The sequence below is a fragment of the Enterobacter sp. BIGb0383 genome (genome assembly GCF_003751845.1).
In the GTDB taxonomy this organism is placed as follows: Bacteria; Pseudomonadota; Gammaproteobacteria; order Enterobacterales; family Enterobacteriaceae; genus BIGb0383.
In genome coordinates this window covers 1,293,812-1,310,633 of sequence record NZ_RJKQ01000002.1, presented here as the reverse complement: position 1 = coordinate 1,310,633, position 16,822 = coordinate 1,293,812, and the positions used below count along the sequence as shown (strand labels likewise).

Annotated in this window: 19 protein-coding genes and 1 pseudogene; 12 read left to right on the top strand and 8 right to left on the bottom strand. The window is 56.6% G+C overall.

Going from position 1 to position 16,822, the window contains the following annotated elements; translation table 11 throughout:
- Positions 1-97: 97 nt before the first annotated feature.
- Complete coding sequence (gene bsmA, locus EDF81_RS14555; protein WP_123348828.1) at positions 98-406, bottom strand: biofilm peroxide resistance protein BsmA; 309 nt, start codon at positions 404-406, stop codon at positions 98-100.
- A 196-nt stretch (positions 407-602) separates the two neighbouring features.
- On the opposite strand from bsmA, the gene yjfP reads away from it, so the two are divergent.
- Entirely contained in the window at positions 603-1,331 is a 729-nt protein-coding gene (gene yjfP, locus EDF81_RS14550; protein WP_123348827.1) for an esterase, read from the top strand.
- Positions 1,332-1,341: 10 nt separating this feature from the next.
- Here the strand turns inward: yjfP and EDF81_RS14545 are convergent, their stop codons facing one another.
- Positions 1,342-1,545 carry a hypothetical protein gene (locus EDF81_RS14545; protein WP_123348826.1) on the bottom strand — a complete coding sequence of 68 codons (204 nt, stop codon included), beginning with the start codon at positions 1,543-1,545 and terminating at the stop codon, positions 1,342-1,344.
- Between the two features lie 140 nt (positions 1,546-1,685).
- Here EDF81_RS14545 and EDF81_RS14540 point away from each other — a divergent pair, with 140 nt between their 5' ends.
- The 6 genes from EDF81_RS14540 to EDF81_RS14515 all read left to right on the top strand — a co-directional run bounded on the left by EDF81_RS14540 (position 1,686) and on the right by EDF81_RS14515 (position 5,019).
- On the top strand, positions 1,686-2,300 hold the full coding sequence (locus EDF81_RS14540) for a GNAT family N-acetyltransferase (protein WP_123348825.1): 615 nt from the start codon (positions 1,686-1,688) through the stop codon (positions 2,298-2,300).
- A 150-nt stretch (positions 2,301-2,450) separates the two neighbouring features.
- Entirely contained in the window at positions 2,451-2,846 is a 396-nt protein-coding gene (gene rpsF, locus EDF81_RS14535) for a 30S ribosomal protein S6 (protein ID WP_123348824.1), read from the top strand.
- A gap of 6 nt (positions 2,847-2,852) precedes the next feature.
- A complete protein-coding gene (priB, locus tag EDF81_RS14530) occupies positions 2,853-3,167 on the top strand; it encodes a primosomal replication protein N (RefSeq protein ID WP_123348823.1) in 315 nt (104 codons plus the stop codon).
- A gap of 4 nt (positions 3,168-3,171) precedes the next feature.
- Positions 3,172-3,399, top strand: coding sequence for a 30S ribosomal protein S18 (rpsR, locus tag EDF81_RS14525; protein WP_002210155.1), 228 nt, complete (start codon positions 3,172-3,174; stop codon positions 3,397-3,399).
- Between the two features lie 39 nt (positions 3,400-3,438).
- On the top strand, positions 3,439-3,888 hold the full coding sequence (gene rplI / locus EDF81_RS14520; RefSeq protein WP_123348822.1) for a 50S ribosomal protein L9: 450 nt from the start codon (positions 3,439-3,441) through the stop codon (positions 3,886-3,888).
- A gap of 162 nt (positions 3,889-4,050) precedes the next feature.
- Positions 4,051-5,019, top strand: coding sequence for a DMT family transporter (locus tag EDF81_RS14515; protein WP_123349065.1), 969 nt, complete (start codon positions 4,051-4,053; stop codon positions 5,017-5,019).
- Here the strand turns inward: EDF81_RS14515 and EDF81_RS14510 are convergent.
- Positions 5,003-5,653: a LysM-like peptidoglycan-binding domain-containing protein gene (locus tag EDF81_RS14510; RefSeq protein ID WP_123348821.1), complete on the bottom strand. Its 651-nt coding sequence runs from the start codon at positions 5,651-5,653 to the stop codon at positions 5,003-5,005. The two genes, EDF81_RS14515 and EDF81_RS14510, sit on opposite strands and share 17 nt — an antisense overlap.
- A 237-nt stretch (positions 5,654-5,890) precedes the next feature.
- Here EDF81_RS14510 and fklB point away from each other — a divergent pair, with 237 nt between their 5' ends.
- Positions 5,891-6,511 (top strand): FKBP-type peptidyl-prolyl cis-trans isomerase, encoded by a 621-nt coding sequence (fklB, locus tag EDF81_RS14505; RefSeq protein WP_184999502.1) that lies wholly within the window; start codon positions 5,891-5,893, stop codon positions 6,509-6,511.
- A 297-nt stretch (positions 6,512-6,808) separates the two neighbouring features.
- Positions 6,809-8,221, top strand: a complete 1,413-nt coding sequence (cycA, locus tag EDF81_RS14500; protein WP_123348819.1) for a D-serine/D-alanine/glycine transporter — start codon at positions 6,809-6,811, stop codon at positions 8,219-8,221.
- A gap of 38 nt (positions 8,222-8,259) precedes the next feature.
- On the opposite strand, the gene ytfE is transcribed toward cycA, so the two are convergent.
- The gene (gene ytfE / locus EDF81_RS14495) at positions 8,260-8,925 is read right to left on the bottom strand and encodes an iron-sulfur cluster repair protein YtfE (RefSeq protein WP_123348818.1); all 666 of its coding nucleotides are present in this window, start codon (positions 8,923-8,925) and stop codon (positions 8,260-8,262) included.
- Between the two features lie 251 nt (positions 8,926-9,176).
- Here ytfE and EDF81_RS14485 point away from each other — a divergent pair, with 251 nt between their 5' ends.
- A complete protein-coding gene (locus EDF81_RS14485) occupies positions 9,177-10,838 on the top strand; it encodes a methyl-accepting chemotaxis protein (protein ID WP_123348816.1) in 1,662 nt (553 codons plus the stop codon).
- A 30-nt stretch (positions 10,839-10,868) separates the two neighbouring features.
- Here the strand turns inward: EDF81_RS14485 and EDF81_RS14480 are convergent, their stop codons facing one another.
- The 3 genes from EDF81_RS14480 to EDF81_RS14470 form a co-directional block, all read right to left on the bottom strand.
- Positions 10,869-11,840 carry a DMT family transporter gene (locus EDF81_RS14480; RefSeq protein WP_123348815.1) on the bottom strand — a complete coding sequence of 324 codons (972 nt, stop codon included), beginning with the start codon at positions 11,838-11,840 and terminating at the stop codon, positions 10,869-10,871.
- A gap of 75 nt (positions 11,841-11,915) precedes the next feature.
- Positions 11,916-12,743: an AraC family transcriptional regulator gene (locus EDF81_RS14475; RefSeq protein ID WP_123348814.1), complete on the bottom strand. Its 828-nt coding sequence runs from the start codon at positions 12,741-12,743 to the stop codon at positions 11,916-11,918.
- Positions 12,744-12,825: 82 nt separating this feature from the next.
- On the bottom strand, positions 12,826-13,674 hold the full coding sequence (locus EDF81_RS14470) for an SDR family oxidoreductase (protein WP_123348813.1): 849 nt from the start codon (positions 13,672-13,674) through the stop codon (positions 12,826-12,828).
- Between the two features lie 78 nt (positions 13,675-13,752).
- On the opposite strand from EDF81_RS14470, the gene EDF81_RS14465 reads away from it, so the two are divergent.
- Both EDF81_RS14465 and EDF81_RS24275 read left to right on the top strand, forming a co-directional pair.
- Complete coding sequence (locus EDF81_RS14465) at positions 13,753-14,148, top strand: helix-turn-helix domain-containing protein (protein ID WP_123348812.1); 396 nt, start codon at positions 13,753-13,755, stop codon at positions 14,146-14,148.
- Between the two features lie 68 nt (positions 14,149-14,216).
- A pseudogene (locus EDF81_RS24275) lies at positions 14,217-14,500 on the top strand (type II toxin-antitoxin system HigA family antitoxin).
- 219 nt (positions 14,501-14,719) lie between these two features.
- Here EDF81_RS24275 and EDF81_RS14455 read toward each other — a convergent pair.
- Complete coding sequence (locus tag EDF81_RS14455) at positions 14,720-16,663, bottom strand: bifunctional 2',3'-cyclic-nucleotide 2'-phosphodiesterase/3'-nucleotidase (RefSeq protein WP_123348810.1); 1,944 nt, start codon at positions 16,661-16,663, stop codon at positions 14,720-14,722.
- Positions 16,664-16,822 lie beyond the last annotated feature (159 nt).

Sequence of the window (16,822 nt, the reverse complement as noted above, 5' to 3'; positions counted from 1 at the left end):
GCTTTCCATCGCGATATAAACCTCGCTGCCGTCGGCAACAGGGATTATTGTGCACAGGTGAACATAAAGGAGCGCAAAGCATTGTAAATCCTGGTCATCACCGACGGTAAAGAATGGCCTGCGAATACCACTGACCGGTCAGGATGGTTTCCTCAGTCATCAGGATCACGTAATAATCTGCTCTGGCGGTGACGGCCTTCGCACGAATTTGCGCTTCAGCATCCGAGGGTGCACCCTGCACCTGAACGCTGACGGTGCCTGTCCGCACCAGTCCGTCGGTTTGATTACGACGGATCTCCTGCGGCGAATTCGTCACCGGTGGGGGCGGCGTGGGCGTCCCCTGAAGAACGCTACAACCGCTTAATAACAGTACCCACAATAAGAGTGCAAACCGACGCATCACCATAGTTCGTTTCCTGCTCGTTAATGAGTGTAGTTAGACCCGTAAATTCCTTTAAGGGGAATGTTCCCGAAGTGTTACCTGGGACGCTATTTATGGCTAAAAAAAAGCTGAAAGCGTAATCCACTTCTCAAGATGATGTCATGAACGCGTCGATTGTGCTGTTGCGCCATGACCACATTGAACAAAGAAGGAGAAACTAATGATCGAACTGCAGTCCCTGATGCTGGCCGACCGGCCTGTTTTGCACGCCTTCCCGGCAGGAAAAGCCACGGCGCCGCTGCCCTGTGTGATCTTTTATCACGGGTTTACCTCTTCAGGCCTGGTCTACAGCTATTTTGCCGTTGCGCTGGCCCAGGCCGGGTTTCGGGTGGTGATGCCGGACGCCCCGGATCACGGAGGGCGTTTTTCCGGACACGCTCAGGACCGGCTGCTGCGTTTCTGGCACATTCTACAGCAAAGCCTGGAGGAGTTTGCTTCCCTGCGCGATGCGCTGCAGGCGCAGGGCTGGATAGCCGAAGAGCGGCTGGCGGTGGCGGGTGCTTCAATGGGCGGCATGACGGCGCTGGGCATTATGGCCCGCCACCCGGAAGTGCGCTGCGTGGCCAGCCTGATGGGCTCGGGGTCTTTCAGTGAACTCTCCCGCACGCTATTCCCGCCTGAGGACGGGGCGCGTGAAGCGGTTATGGCGCAGCTGGCCGAGGATGAGCCTTCACGGCAGCTGGGGAGGCTGGCGGACAGGCCGCTGCTGCTATGGCACGGCGACGCGGACGACGTGGTGCCTGCCGCTGAGAGCTTCCGCCTGCAGCAGGCGCTGCAGCATGCCGGGCTGGACGCGAATCTGACCTGTGAGTGGCAGGCCGGGGTGCGCCACCGTATCACGCCGGAGGCGCTGGATTGTGCGGTGGATTTCCTGCGTCAGCATCTCTGAGGCGATAAGATCAGTCGCGTGCGGGCAGGGACGGCAGGCGGAACGCGCAGGATGCTGGCGCATTGCGGGATTTATCGCAGTCCGTATTATGGTTGATATAGTTAACGCTCAGGCTCTGCACGTCGTCCATATTCTTGCTCTGCGGCGTCGGGCTGGCCATCGCACCGGTGCTTAACAACAGGGCTGCCAGCAGGGTCATTGCGATCGTTTTCATGGTGATGTCCAGGCTAATAAGAAAGTATCTTTATTGTAGTGATTTCCGTCGACGGGTATCGCGACCCTTTCTGATGGAGTTATTCAAAAAAATGCGGCTACGGTCTGTGAGTTTCAAAAACCTTCTTCAGGAGAGTCATAATGAGCAGCAAAACGTCGGCGATACCTGCCGGTTATTCTGATATTCCCGCCGGTCATATCGCGTCGGTCGTCACCTGCCTGGAGATGTGTAAGAAGCCTGATATAGCACCTCGTGCGTTGCCGAAGGGGTTCACGCTGGAACGCTATAGCGGTGGCAGTCTCGATCAGTACCGCGCGCTGTTTCGCAAGGTGGGCGCGGACTGGCTGTGGTTTTCACGCCTGTTAATGTCGGATGAAAAGCTAGCGGCGGTACTGAGTAAAGCAACGCTGGAGATCTATGTGATCCGCCATCAAGGTGAGGACGTCGGGCTGATGGAGCTGGATTTCGGCGTGCCGGATGAGGCCGAACTGGTTTATCTGGGGCTGGTGTCAGGTACGACGGGGCAGGGTATTGGCCGGGTGGTCATGAACGCCGCTACCGAACTGGCCTGGTCCAGACCCATCGGTCGCTTTTGGGTGCATACCTGTTCTTTCGATCACCCTTCCGCCCTGAGCTTTTATTGCCGCTCAGGCTTCGTGCCCTTTGCGTTCCAGGTCGAGGTGCAGCCCGATCCGCGTCTGAGCGGGGCGTTGCCTCTGACCGCTGCGTCTCACGTACCGATTATCAGGCCCTGATAATATTTGTACTATCACCTTGTCTTTATCAGTGGCCGCAAGTAGAATGACGCGTCAATTTTTCGACCGCACTTTAACTCACGTTCCTTGCCTCCCCGGGCCCGCGGTTGACCCAGACAGGAGGCTGAATAATCCGTAAGGAGCAATTCGATGCGTCATTACGAAATCGTTTTTATGGTCCATCCTGACCAGAGCGAACAGGTTCCGGGCATGATCGAGCGCTACTCTGCAACTATCACTGGTGCAGAAGGCAAGATCCACCGTCTGGAAGACTGGGGCCGCCGTCAGCTGGCTTACCCGATCAACAAACTGCACAAAGCGCACTACGTTCTGCTGAACGTTGAAGCGCCGCAGGAAGCGATCGATGAGCTGGAAACAAACTTCCGCTTCAACGACGCCGTTATCCGTAGCATGGTAATGCGTACTAAACACGCGGTTACTGAAGCATCTCCGATGGTTAAAGCGAAAGACGAGCGCCGTGAGCGTCGCGATGATTTCGCTAGCGAAACCGCAGATGATGCTGATGCTGGGGATTCTGAAGAGTAATCCCTGATGACCAATCGTCTGGTTTTGTCCGGCACCGTGTGCAGGACGCCACTTCGCAAGGTCAGCCCATCAGGAATTCCTCACTGCCAGTTCGTGCTTGAGCACCGTTCAGTGCAGGAGGAAGCCGGTTTTCACCGGCAGGCGTGGTGTCAGATGCCGGTTATTATTAGCGGGCACGAGAACCAGGCCATTACTCACAGTATAACGGTCGGCTGTGCAGTGACCGTTCAGGGGTTCATTAGTTGCCACAAGGCAAAGAACGGCCTGAGCAAAATGGTTCTGCATGCCGAGCAGATTGAATTGATAGATTCTGGAGACTAGCCATATGGCACGTTATTTCCGTCGTCGCAAGTTCTGCCGTTTCACCGCGGAAGGCGTTGTTGAGATTGATTACAAAGACATCGCTACGCTGAAAAACTACATTACCGAAAGCGGTAAAATTGTCCCGAGCCGTATTACCGGTACTCGTGCAAAATACCAGCGTCAGCTGGCTCGCTGCATCAAGCGCGCTCGCTACCTGTCCCTGCTGCCATATACCGATCGTCATCAGTAATCGGCCGCCGTCTATTAACGACTTTAAGAGGATAAGGTAATGCAAGTTATTCTGCTTGATAAAGTAGCAAACCTGGGTAGCCTGGGTGATCAGGTTAACGTTAAAGCGGGCTACGCTCGTAACTTCCTGGTACCGCAGGGTAAAGCCGTTCCGGCTACCAAGAAAAACGTTGAGTTTTTCGAAGCACGTCGTGCTGAACTGGAAGCCAAACTGGCTGACGTTCTGGCGGCTGCTAACGCTCGCGCTGAGAAAATCAACGCACTGGGCAACGTAACCATCGCTTCCAAATCTGGCGACGAAGGTAAACTGTTCGGTTCCATCGGTACTCGCGACATCGCTGATGCAGTTACTGCAGCTGGCGTTGACGTGGCTAAGAGCGAAGTTCGTCTGCCGAACGGCGTTCTGCGTACCACCGGTGAGCACGAAGTGGACTTCCAGGTTCACAGCGAAGTCTTCGCTAAACTGGTTGTGACCGTTGTAGCTGAGTAAGTTTTTACTCTGATACACGTGTTAAAACGCCGGCCTTGTGCCGGCGTTTTGCTTTTCTGGCCCTTAAGCGTGACCCGTTACGCGATTTCCACCGTCAAGATGGCTATTCCCTGTCCGTTCCCGGATAATAAACTGAAACACTATTTTATCTTTGGGACTGGAATGGACACTGCTCATCCGGCGTCGGTTTTCGCACGTAAAAATGTCGCCTTTGCCTGTGCAACCCTCTGTTGCCTGCTGTGGGGAAGCTCATACCCCGCCATCAAAAACGGCTATGAAATCTTTCAGATTGCTGCCGACGACGTACCCTCAAAAATCGTCTTTGCGGGCTATCGCTTCCTCTTTGCGGGTCTGCTTCTGCTGGTCTTTGCCCTGCTACAGGGACGGCCGATTGCCCGACTGAGTCCGCGTCAGTGCGGTCAACTGGCGGTGCTGGGCGTGACCCAGACCTCGATACAGTACACCTTTTTCTATATCGGTCTGGCCTTCACCACCGGCGTGAAGGGGTCGATTATGAATGCCACCGGCACCTTCTTCAGCGTGCTGCTGGCGCACTTTATCTACCAGAATGACCGTATCAGCTTTAACAAATCTCTCGGCTGTATTCTCGGCTTTGCCGGGGTGATGCTGGTTAACCTCAACCACTCTTTGCTCGATTTCAGCTTTATCTGGCTGGGGGACGGTTTTATCGTGCTGGCGGCCTTTATTCTGTCGGCGTCTTCCCTGTACGGAAAACGCATCTCCCAGACCGTTGACCCGATGGTGATGACCGGCTGGCAGCTGGCGTTCGGTGGTCTGGTGCTGGTGGCGGGCGGCTATCTGACGGGCGGGACGCTGGCGGTTCACGGCGTCGCGTCGGTGGCGATCCTCGGCTATCTGACCCTGCTGTCCTCGATTGCATTTGCCCTGTGGAGCGTGCTGCTGAAGTACAATCGCGTCAGTATGATTGCGCCGTTTAACTTTGTGATCCCGGTAGCCGGCACCGTACTGTCGGCTATTTTCCTCGGCGAGCAGATCTTCGAGTGGAAATATGCCGCCGCGCTGGTATTGGTCTGCTCCGGGATCTGGTGGGTGAATAAGCCGGGAAAGGGGAGCGCGGCGCGCTCCCGAAAGGTTAACGCGCCCGAATAAAGCTGCCGTCGGGCTGGCGGGTAAACAGCGCCTGCTGGTCGCCGTTCTGCTCGATGGTCAGCCCGGTGACCACGCCGCTGGCGTTCTGCCGTATCTTCACCATCTGGCCGCTCTGCAGGCTGCTGAGCGGCTTACCGTCGCCTTCTACCTGTGCCATGGCATAGGCATCCGCCGGGGGCAGGCTGTTATCGCGGAACAGCTGGGCCAGGGTTTTACCCGACTCGACGCGGTAGCTGCGCCACTGCTGCTCGATCCCGGTTGGGGCCGTATGAGGGCTGGGGGCCGTTGCTGCCTGCTGCTGTGCTGGTTCAGGCGACGGCGCGGGCGTTTGCTCAACGGACTGAGGCGTCTGGGCCTGCTGTAGCTGGTCACTGGCGGACGGCATAACGACTTCCGGCGTCTCCGGGCTGGCAGGCGTCATCTGCGACTGGGGCTGGATATCAAGCTGGGCTTCGCGGCTGGCAGGCGCAGGGCTGTTATCATCGGACGGCAGCAGGATGCCCACAACCACCAGCGCGACGCCGAGGATAATGCCCCGACGGTGCATGGACGGCAGGGGATCCATCAGGCGAAAATGATCCGCAGCGTGCCAGATCTTCACCAGGGTTGGTTTCAGTTCAATTCGCCCGGGCATGGCTCTCCTCCTGCTCCGCGTCGTATAAGATCCTGTGTCACTGATTATAGATGCCTAAGCCTCTGAAGCGCGTAGTAAAGCGTGCATTCGTGAACTTAAATCGGGAATATTCTCAGTTGCCGACCATTGTTTCCGTTTCCCCGCCTTTTGTCATCTTTCCTGCGACAACGTTTTACCGGATGCGGCGTGGCTGCTATGCTGCCCGCTACTTTTTTATTCCCGATGAAAGGAAAGACAATGGCAACCCCGACTTTTGACACTATCGAAGCGCAGGCAAGTTACGGCATTGGTTTGCAGGTAGGACAGCAGCTGAGTGAATCCGGCCTGCAGGGATTGCTGCCGGAAGCACTGGTTGCAGGTATTGCCGATGCGCTGGAAGGCAAGCAGCCGGCCGTGCCGGTAGACGTGGTACACCGTGCCCTGCGTGAAATCCACGAACGTGCTGACGCAGTGCGTCGCGAGCAGTTCGAAGCGATGGCCGCAGACGGCGAGAAATACCTTGAAGAGAACCGCGCACGTGAAGGCGTGAGCAGCACCGAATCCGGCCTGCAGTTCCGCGTCCTGACCCAGGGCGAAGGCGCTATCCCGGCCCGTACCGACCGCGTTCGCGTTCACTATACCGGTAAACTGATCAACGGCACCGTCTTCGACAGCTCCGTAGCCCGTGGCGAACCGGCTGAATTCCCGGTCAACGGCGTGATCGCCGGCTGGATCGAAGCGCTGACCCTGATGCCGGTTGGCTCCAAATGGGAACTGACTATCCCGCAGAACCTGGCCTATGGCGAGCGCGGCGCTGGCGCGTCCATCCCGCCGTTCAGCACCCTGGTCTTTGAAGTTGAGCTGCTGGACATCATCTAAGTCCGCAGTGACTCCTCTCTCCGACGGGGGAGAGGAGGCTTTTCTACCCCGCCACAGCCTAATCACCTTATAAAAAAATAATTCTGGTGTTTTATATTGCAAATGCCGCAAATGGATGTATTTTTGTGAGCTGTTTTGCGCCAGAGAAGTGATTAAACACTCAATTTAAACAAATTATTAACAACCGCCCTCAAATCTAAGTATTCATCCCGCCGGTTCTTACCTAATATCGACGAGTTATTTATAGAAAGGCCATCAGAGCCTGAACACAACACAGACAGGTACAGGAAAAAAATCATGGTAGATCAGATCAAGGCCGCAGCCGAAGAACAGGCGCCGGTCGAACAGTCGCTGCGGCGAAACCTAACAAATCGTCATATTCAACTTATCGCCATCGGCGGGGCTATCGGGACCGGGTTATTTATGGGGTCCGGGAAAACCATCAGCCTGGCCGGCCCGTCGATCATTTTTGTCTATATGATCATCGGCTTTATGCTCTTCTTCGTGATGCGTGCGATGGGCGAGCTGCTGCTGTCGAACCTCGAGTACAAATCCTTTAGCGACTTTGCCGCGGATCTTCTCGGTCCCTGGGCGGGCTATTTCACCGGCTGGACCTACTGGTTCTGCTGGGTGGTGACCGGCATGGCCGACGTGGTGGCGATCACCGCCTACGCCCAGTTCTGGTTCCCCGGCCTCTCGGACTGGGTGGCTTCGCTGGCGGTCATTTTACTGCTGCTGGGGCTGAACCTCGCCACCGTGAAGATGTTCGGCGAGATGGAATTCTGGTTTGCGATGATCAAAATCGTCGCCATCGTCGGGCTGATCGTTGTCGGGCTGGTAATGATACTGATGCACTTCCAGTCGCCGACCGGGGTTGAAGCTTCCTTTACCCACCTGTGGAACGAAGGCGGCTGGTTCCCGAAAGGCATTAGCGGCTTCTTTGCCGGTTTCCAGATTGCGGTCTTTGCCTTTGTGGGCATCGAGCTGGTCGGGACCACCGCGGCGGAAACTAAAGATCCGGAGAAATCCCTGCCGCGTGCGATTAACTCGATTCCGATCCGCATCATTATGTTCTACGTCTTCTCGCTGATTATCATTATGTCAGTGACACCGTGGAGCTCGGTAGTGCCGGATAAGAGCCCGTTTGTGGAGCTCTTTGTGCTGGTGGGCCTGCCGGCAGCGGCCAGTATTATCAACTTTGTGGTGCTGACCTCAGCGGCCTCTTCCGCCAACAGCGGGGTGTTCTCTACCAGCCGTATGCTGTTTGGTCTGGCGCAGGACGGCATGGCGCCGAAAAGCTTTGCGAAGCTCTCTAAGCGCGCCGTACCGGCGAAGGGACTGACCTTCTCCTGTATCTGCCTGCTGGGCGGCGTGGTGCTGCTCTACGTTAATCCGAGCGTGATTGCGGCCTTCACCATGATCACCACGGTCTCTGCGATCCTGTTTATGTTTGTCTGGACCATTATTCTCTGCTCGTACCTGGTCTACCGTAAACAGCGCCCGCAGCTGCACGCGCAGTCCATCTACAAGATGCCGCTGGGCAAGCTGATGTGCTGGGTCTGCATGGCATTCTTTGTCTTCGTCCTGGTGCTGCTGACGCTGGAAGATGACACCCGTCAGGCGCTGATCGTCACGCCGCTGTGGTTTGTGGTGCTGGGTGCAGGCTGGTGGATGATGGGTAAGAAACGACTGGCAGGACTGAAAAAGTAAGCATTTTGGCCCTCTCCGACGGAGAGGGCCGTCACTTCTTAGCGTTCCCCGGCCAGCGCGCGCGGGAACAGGTTGTTATTCTCCAGGCTGATATGCTCCATCAGGTCGTCAATCAGCTCGTTAATCCCGTTATATAACGCTCTCCAGGTGGTGCAGGCATCGTCCGGCGGCGTCACGTTATTGGTGGTGTGCTTGATCACTTCCAGCAGCTCACCGGCTTCATCGTGTTCGCTCTCCATCACGCTGACCGGGCCTCCGGCCTGGCTGCCCATACCCTGTTTGATCATCGGGAACAGGATCCGTTCCTCTTTCATCATATGGCTGCTCAGTTCATCGTGCAGCATGGTCAGGTATTTGGTCAGCCCGCGCGGAACGCTCTCTTTCGCGGCGTGAACGCGTTCAACTTTGGTAGCCTGCAGGATCAGCTCCGGGAGCTGTTCGCGGTGGCGATCGTGGTAGCGCACCACGATATGGTCGATGATTTCTGCCAGTGGTGCGACGCGCCAGTCTTTTTCCAGCGGCTGCTGAGACAGCTTCGCCAGCTCTGCCTCGATCTCTTCAACGTTAGCACCGCAGCGCTCGGCCGCACGTGCCAGAGTCTGTCTGCCGCCGCAGCAGTAATCCATATCGTATTTACGAAACAGGGCCGATGCACGCGGGATGGACAGGGCCAGTTCGCCTAAGGGTTTATCCTGGAAAGTCATGGTGGAAGCCTCACAGATGAAATGTATAAGATGCATTATAAATACATCTTTTAAAAAAGGCGATAACCCTTTTGAGGTGGCGGTTTTCTGTGAGGTGTGTCACAAAAAAACTTTCAGCATTAACTTACTGAATACGATTGGAAATTTCAGGAAAACACCGGTGCCGGGCATTTTCCGCATTAAATAACCTGTTTTTACTGCCGATAGACTGTCGGCTAGACAATATCCTGCAAAACATAAAAAGGTTTCCGATGTTTAAACGTATAAAAGTAATAACACTGCTTATTGTAGTGTTACTCGTTCTGGGCACCATGCAACTGATTTCGGCCGGCGTATTTATTAGCGCGCTGAATAAAGATAAAGAGAACTTCAACGTCTCCCAGGTCTCCAGTCTGAACGTGGCTGAATTTACCGACGCATGGATTAGCCTTAACCAGGCTCGCGTGACCCTGAACCGCGGGATGCTGCGTCTGCAGAGCAGCGCTGCCAGCCAGATTAACGGCGGCGAGTTGAGCGAACTGTCAAAAATCGCCGACAACCTGCTGGTGCAGGCCAAAGAGCATTTTGACAAATACCGTGCTCTGCCGAATACCCCTGGCCTGGACGAGGCGCTGGCCGCTCAGCTGGAAGAGCAGTATGGAATCTACTCTTCAACGCTGGCGGAAATGAACCGCCTGCTGACGGCGGGTAATCTGGAAGATATGTTTAAGCAGAACGCCGAGAAAAAACAGAATGCGATGCAGAAAGTTTATCTCGAATGGCGTGGCAAGCAGGCCGAGCTGGCCAGCAAAGGCGTGCAGGAAAATGACAGCAACTATCAGCGCATTCTGTGGATCCTGATAGTGATTATGGTGGTGGTCGTGGCCTCTATCGTGATGAGCTGGGTAGCGATGCAGCGTGTGCTGCTGAAGCCGTTGCATCAGGTGATGGCCCATATCCGCACCATCGCAGCGGGCGATCTGACCCACGCTATCGATGCCGAAGGCAAAAATGAAATGGCGATGCTGGCCCGCGACGTGCGCGACATGCAGCAGTCGCTGGCGCAGACGGTTGGTGTGGTACGCGACGGAGCCGATACCATTTACACCGGCGCAGGCGAAATCTCTGCGGGTAGTAACGACCTCTCCTCCCGTACCGAACAGCAGGCCGCCTCTCTGGAAGAGACCGCAGCCAGCATGGAACAGTTGACTGCGACGGTGAAACAGAATGCCGACAACGCCCGTCAGGCGACTGGCCTTGCGCGTAACGCCTCAGAAACCGCGCAGAAAGGCGGGAATGTGGTGGATGGCGTGGTGCGTACGATGAACGAGATCGCCACCAGCTCCAGCAAAATTGCCCAGATCACCAACGTGATCGACGGTATTGCCTTCCAGACCAACATTCTGGCACTGAATGCAGCGGTAGAAGCGGCGCGTGCCGGTGAGCAAGGTCGTGGCTTTGCGGTTGTTGCCGGTGAAGTCCGCACCCTGGCGCAGCGTAGCGCTCAGGCGGCGAAAGAGATTAAAGGTCTGATCGAAGACTCCAGTAACCGTGTTGAAGCGGGTTCTGCCCTGGTGGACGAAGCCGGTAAGACGATGGCGGAGATCGTGGGTGCGGTAACCAAAGTGACCGACATTATGGGTGAGATTGCGTCTGCATCTGATGAGCAGAGCCGCGGTATCGACCAGATTGGCCTGGCGGTTTCCGAGATGGATCGCGTCACCCAGCAGAACGCCTCCCTGGTGGAAGAGTCTGCAACGGCTGCTGCTGCGCTGGAAGAACAGGCCGCGCGTCTGAACCAGACGGTGGCGGTGTTTAAAATCGTCCGTCGCCAGAACGCACCGACCCCTGCGTATAAAGCGCCGGGTAAAAAATCCCCTGCGCTTCAGCCTGCGGCCGCTGCTGCAACTGACGGCAACTGGGAAACCTTCTGATAGCTGACCCGGCCGCCAGGCCGGGTTGATTCAGGAAGAGGTCACATCAACCGGGGTCAGCCCCGGTTTTTCCGGTTTCGCCCGTACCGCCAGTACCACGCCCATCACCAGCAGAAGAATGCCACCCGCGGTTAACACCGGCGGCAGGCTTTGTCGCAGCACAAAGGTATAGAGCAGCCCGGCCAGGGTTTCGAAGACAATCAGCGGCCCGAGGATCACCGTCGGCAGACGCTGACTGGCAATGTTCCAGCACAGAGCACCCACCCAGGAGCAGAGCACGGCGATAGCCACCATCAGGGCGATAAAGAACGTCGGACGTGGGCCGAAGGGCAGGGCAAAGTCAGGCTGCTGTTGATCGAGCCACAGGCAGGCGACAACGTATCCCAGCAGAGAAACGGGCAGCGTCACCAGCGCCTGGGCGGTCGCCCACATCATTGGGTTTTTATCCGGGTTTTCCCGCAGCCAGCGCGCATTGCGCAGCGCATACCAGGCCCAGCACACCACCGACGTTAGCGCCAGACCGATACCGATAATGTAGCCCCAGCCGCTCATCTCAGTTTCCCCGCTGCGCAGCTCGGCGATATTCACGCAGGCCAGACCGCCGCCAATCAGCAGCAGGGAAGGGAAGAGTTTACCCCAGGGCAGCCTGCCGTCGCGCTGGCTATAGAGGAGGTTGGCGAAAATGGGGATCACCACCGGCAGGGTACCGATAATCATGGTCGAAACGGGTGCGCCGGTACGCTGGATGGCGCTGGCAAGGCAGGCGTAATAGATCAGATTGCCCATCAGGGTCAGTAGCAGGGCGCTTCCCCAGTCCCGGCGGGTAAGCTGTTTCAGGCGCGTACGGCCCAGCCACGCCAGGGGCACGGCGATCAATCCCAGCGCCAGATAGCGGCCCATCGACTGCAGTACCGCCGGATACTCCGGGACCAGCAGCGGTCCGACAAAAATTAATCCCCACATCAGCCCTGCCAGGAGGGCATACAGCACACCACTTATCATCTTTTTACCCGCAAACCATTATGTCGCAGCAAGTGTAGCGGTCGAACTGCGTGAAATATTGTATGAACTTGCGCATTACCGGCGCGCAACCTGCTTCTGGTAGCGCACGGGCGTAATGCCATAGCGGTGGGTAAAGGCGCGGGTCAGATGGGACTGATCCGTCAGGCCCGTCAGGGCGGCGACGTCCGCTGCGGGCAGACCGGCAGTAAGGAAGTTTTTGGCGCGCCACAGGCGGATGGCCATCAGCATCTGGTGGGGCGTGACGTGATAGTGGGCCTTAAACTGGCGCTGGAAATGCCAGGGGCTGAGGGCCGCCACGTTTGCCAGCTCATCAAGGGTGACCGGGCGCATATAGTTGTCGTGCAGGTAATCGCGGACCCGATCGAAACGGTGGGATTCCCGCTGTTGCCCCGCAGGCGCATGGCGGGCAAAGGGCCGGAAAGCGTCGATCAGATCCAGCAGCACGCCTTTCTGCGCCAGCGGATCCTCTTCTGCCCACAGCTGGTGGTTCAGCTGGCAGAGTCTGCGTGAGCGTTGGGGATCGTAGTGGACCACGTCGCTAAACCACCAGTGGCGGATACCGGTAATCTCTTCAAGCAGGTCCGGCTCCAGGTAGATCATCCGATAGCGCCAGCCGTCGGTGGTCTCCGCCTCGCCCGTATGCAGCTCGTCAGGATTCATGGTGACAACGGAGTGGACTGGGGCAACGTGTTGGGCACCGCGATAGCGAAAACGCTCCGCGCCCAGCTCGATAGAGCCGATGCCGAAGGCTTCGTGGGTATGGGGTTCAAAGGCGTAGTTGGCGATATGGGCGTGATACAGCTCAAGGCCAGGCACCTGCGCCAGATGGCGAAAGCGGGCGCTGTCTCTCTCATCGCTAAACTGTTCCGGAACGCCTTGCACTTGCCATTCTCCCCTGGGGCCATGTCCTTATTATTAGGGATGGCCCGCGGGGATGCTATAAAAATTAACCAGACGTTAACCGTTACAGAACGGTTTTCACGCTCTCAGCAATCGGCGTGGTCGGGCGTCCGGTCAGTTTGCTCAGGGTGTGGCTGTCGTCAAACAGGCCGCCTTTGCTGGCGCCGGTATCCGAGTCGGCCAGCATCTCTGCTAGTCCTGCCGGCAGGCCAAAGCCTTTCAGCGCGGCGGCGTAATCCGCTTCGCTCAGGTTCTGGTAAACCACTTTCTTATCGCTCTGTTTGCTCAGCTCGGCCGCCAGTTCTGCCAGGGTATAGCTGGTATCGCCCGCCAGTTCGTAGACTTTCCCGGCATGTCCGTCTTCGCCGATCACGCGGGCGGCTGCGGCGGCATAGTCCGCGCGGGTGGCAGAGGCAATTTTGCCTTCGCCTGCGGCACCGATAAAGACGCCGTGCTCCAGGGCCGCCGGGGCGCTGGCGAGATAGTTTTCGCTGTACCAGCCGTTACGCAGCAGAGCGTAAGGAATGCCGGATTCGGCGAGCATTTTTTCCGTTTCGACATGCTCAACGTGCAGGCCCAGCGGGGATTTGTCCGCGTGCAGCAGGCTGGTATAGGCGATAAATTTCACCCCGGCCGCTTTGGCCGCGTTAATGACGTTGCGGTGTTGAACCGCACGCTGGCCAACTTCGCTGGAGGAGACCAGCAGCAGTTTATCCACGCCCTGAAGGGCAGCGGTAAAGGCGGCCTGGTCGGTGTAGTCTGCCTGACGTACGCTTACGCCGCGCTTTGCAAACTCCTCGGCTTTGGCCGGGTTACGAACAATCGCGACCAGCTGGCTGGCAGGATGGGTATTCAACAGCGCTTCAAGCGTTAACTGGCCAAGCTGGCCGGTGGCACCGGTAATGGCGATCATGGGATTCTCCTTCGTGTCAGTGTTGTGTTACGCTATCACCATAGCTAACTTTTAGTAAGTACGTACAAAAAGGTAAGTATGAAAAAAATAACGCCGACCCTGAGTGAACAGCTGCGCGATGGCAATCTCTTTGCCGCCGAATGCCCGTCGCGTGAGGTGCTAAAGCACGTCACCAGCCGCTGGGGCGTGCTGATTCTGGTGGCGCTGCGTAACGGCACTCACCGCTTCAGCGATCTGCGGCGCAAGATGGGTGGCGTTAGCGAAAAAATGCTGGCCCAGTCCTTACAGGCGCTAGAGCAGGATGGTTTCGTCAACCGGGTCTCCCGGCCGGTGGTGCCACCGCATGTAGAGTACAGCCTGACGCCGCTCGGAGAGCAAATCAGCGACAGAGTGGCCGCGCTGGCGGACTGGATTGAACTGAACCTGCCGGAAGTGATGGCAACGCGTGAGGAGCGGGAGAGTCGGGTGGCGTGAAGGTCTGCCTCGAAACGCATAAGGAATATGACGCCATAAATGCGGATACGATTGAGCTGGAGTGAACGATGAACATTAAACCTATCCGAACTGAACAAGACTATGAGGCGGCCCTCCGGGCGGTCGAGCCGATGTTCGAAAATGAACCGGGTGTGGGAACTCCGGAAGGTGACTATTTCGAGGTGATGTGCCTCTTAATCGAAGATTATGAAAAAAAGCACTATCCGATCGAACCACCTTCACTGATTTAGGCCATTAAATTCCGCATGGAACGCGGACGCTGACTTTACCAATGATTCGCCGTCTTCACGCCCAACTGGGAATCCCGTTTGAAAGCCTGGTTGGCTTGTGACAGTGCAATAATGGCAATTGATATAAAAGGTTTGTAGGGCGTTTAGGGTGCCATGACATGTTTATAAAAGCCGTTTTTATCGACATGTCCTCGCTATATGTTTATCGCATCGACATATCAACGCGACATGTTTATTTTTTGCGGTTTTATAAACATATTGGATTTTGAAGGCGGGAGATAAAAGGCTACGCCTGGCGTACCAGACGCAGCCCTCTGAGGTTACTTACTTAAATCCAGCTGATACAGCGCAAAACCGATCTCGTCGGTACCGACTTTCTTCATCGGATACTGCGCGTTCTCTTTAATAAACGCGGCGGCTTTCTCTGACGGAGAGGTTTCGAAGCGGATATCCAGCGGCGTGCTGCCGTGAATCGGGGCCAGACGCCAGTTATGGTCGGCGGCCGGGTGGATTTCACCTGCACGTTTGGTTTCGGCACTGATCCAGGCGGCCAGCACCGAGCGGTTCTCGTCCGGCGAGGCGAAAGCGATATGGCTGTCGCCGGTGCCTGCGAACTTGCCGCCGTAGGCGCGGTAGTTGTTGGTGGCCACCAGGAAGGTGGCGTTTGGATCGATTGGCTTGCCGTTAAAGGTCAGATCCTTAATACGTTCCGATGTTGGATTGATGCTCTGGCACTCGCCGTCATAGCGGGCGGGCTGGGTCACATCAACCTGATACTTCACGCCGTCGATCACGTCGAAGTTATAGGTACGGAAGCCGTCCCAGTTAATCAGCGACTGCGGCTTGCTGCTGTTCGGGTCAATCTGATTAAACTGCGCTGCGGAGCACTCCAGCCACTCTTTCACCTCTTTACCGCTGGCTTTCACCACCACCAGGGTATTCGGGTAGAGGTAGAGGTCGGCGGCGTTACGGAAGGTCAGCTGGCCCTTTTCTACTTCAACATAGCTGGCTGGATCGTTTTTACGTCCGCCCGCTTTAAACGGCGCGGCGGCGGAGAGGATCGGCAGTTTCGCCAGGTCCGGGTCGCCCTGCACAAAGCGCTCTACATAGGCTTTCTGCGCGTTGTTCACCACCTGTACGGTCGGATCGTCCTGTACCAGCGACAGGAAGCTGTACATATTGTCCGCCGACTTGCCAATCGGCTTGCTGACAAACTCGCGGGTGGCATCGTGGTCGTGTTCCAGCACCTTCACCAGCTTCGGATCGGCCGCCGCCAGCGATTTTTTCGCCGCGGTATCGTAGATCGGACGGGCTTCGGCTTTTGACTCTGTGACCTGCCATTTGCCGCTGTCGTTATTCAGCACCAGGTCCACGACGCCAAGATGGTCGCCCCACATGCCCGGCATCACCGCCGGTACGCCGTTAAGGGTGCCTTTGGCCAGATCGACGCCCTTGATGCTGGCGAAGTCTTTACCCGGGAAGACCGCGTGGGCGTGACCAAACATAATGGCATCCACGCCCGGGACTTCGCTCAGGTAGTAGACCGAGTTTTCCGCCATTGCCTGGTACGGGTCTGAAGAGAGACCGGAGTGGGCAATCACCACCACCACGTCCGCACCCTCTTTGCGCATCTGCGGCACGTACTTGCGGGCGGTTTCGGTAATGTCGTTCACCGTCACTTTGCCGGTCAGATTGGCCTTATCCCAGGTCATGATCTGCGGCGGAACAAAGCCGATATAGCCGATACGCAGGGTATGGGATTTGCCGTCCTTATCCTGGACCTGGGTCTCTTTAATCAGATAAGGCGTAAACATCGGCTTGCCGGTTTTCGCGTCGATCACGTTGGCGTTGACGTAGGGAAATTTCGCGCCAGCCAGGGCTTTATTCAGATAGTCGAGGCCGTAATTAAACTCATGGTTGCCGAGGTTGCCGACCGCGTAATCCAGCGTATTCAGCGCCTTGTAGACCGGATGGACTTCACCCTGCTGCAGCCCTTTGGCCGCAACATAGTCGCCCAGCGGGCTGCCCTGGATAATATCGCCATTATCGACCAGCACGCTGTTCTTCACTTCACCGCGCGCAGCGTTGATCAGGGTGGCGGTGCGGACCAGTCCGAATTTTTCCGTGGCGCTGTCCTTGTAGTAGTCAAAGTCCATCATATTGCTATGCAAATCAGTGGTTTCCATAATACGGAGATCCACCGTTGCGGCCTGCACGCTGGCAGCGATCAGCGTGGCCAGAAGCGTTGCGCTAAACTTAATCATCAGAGGCGTCCTTTTAAGATCTGAGGCACAAAAGAAATTGAAGATACATTTTGTTGCTTACAAAACTGTGAATCCTGCCATAAAACAGGGCAGGAAAACCCGAATGGCTATCACAGATAGCGCAATCCTTTTGATTAGGGTATAAGTAAAACAACGGCT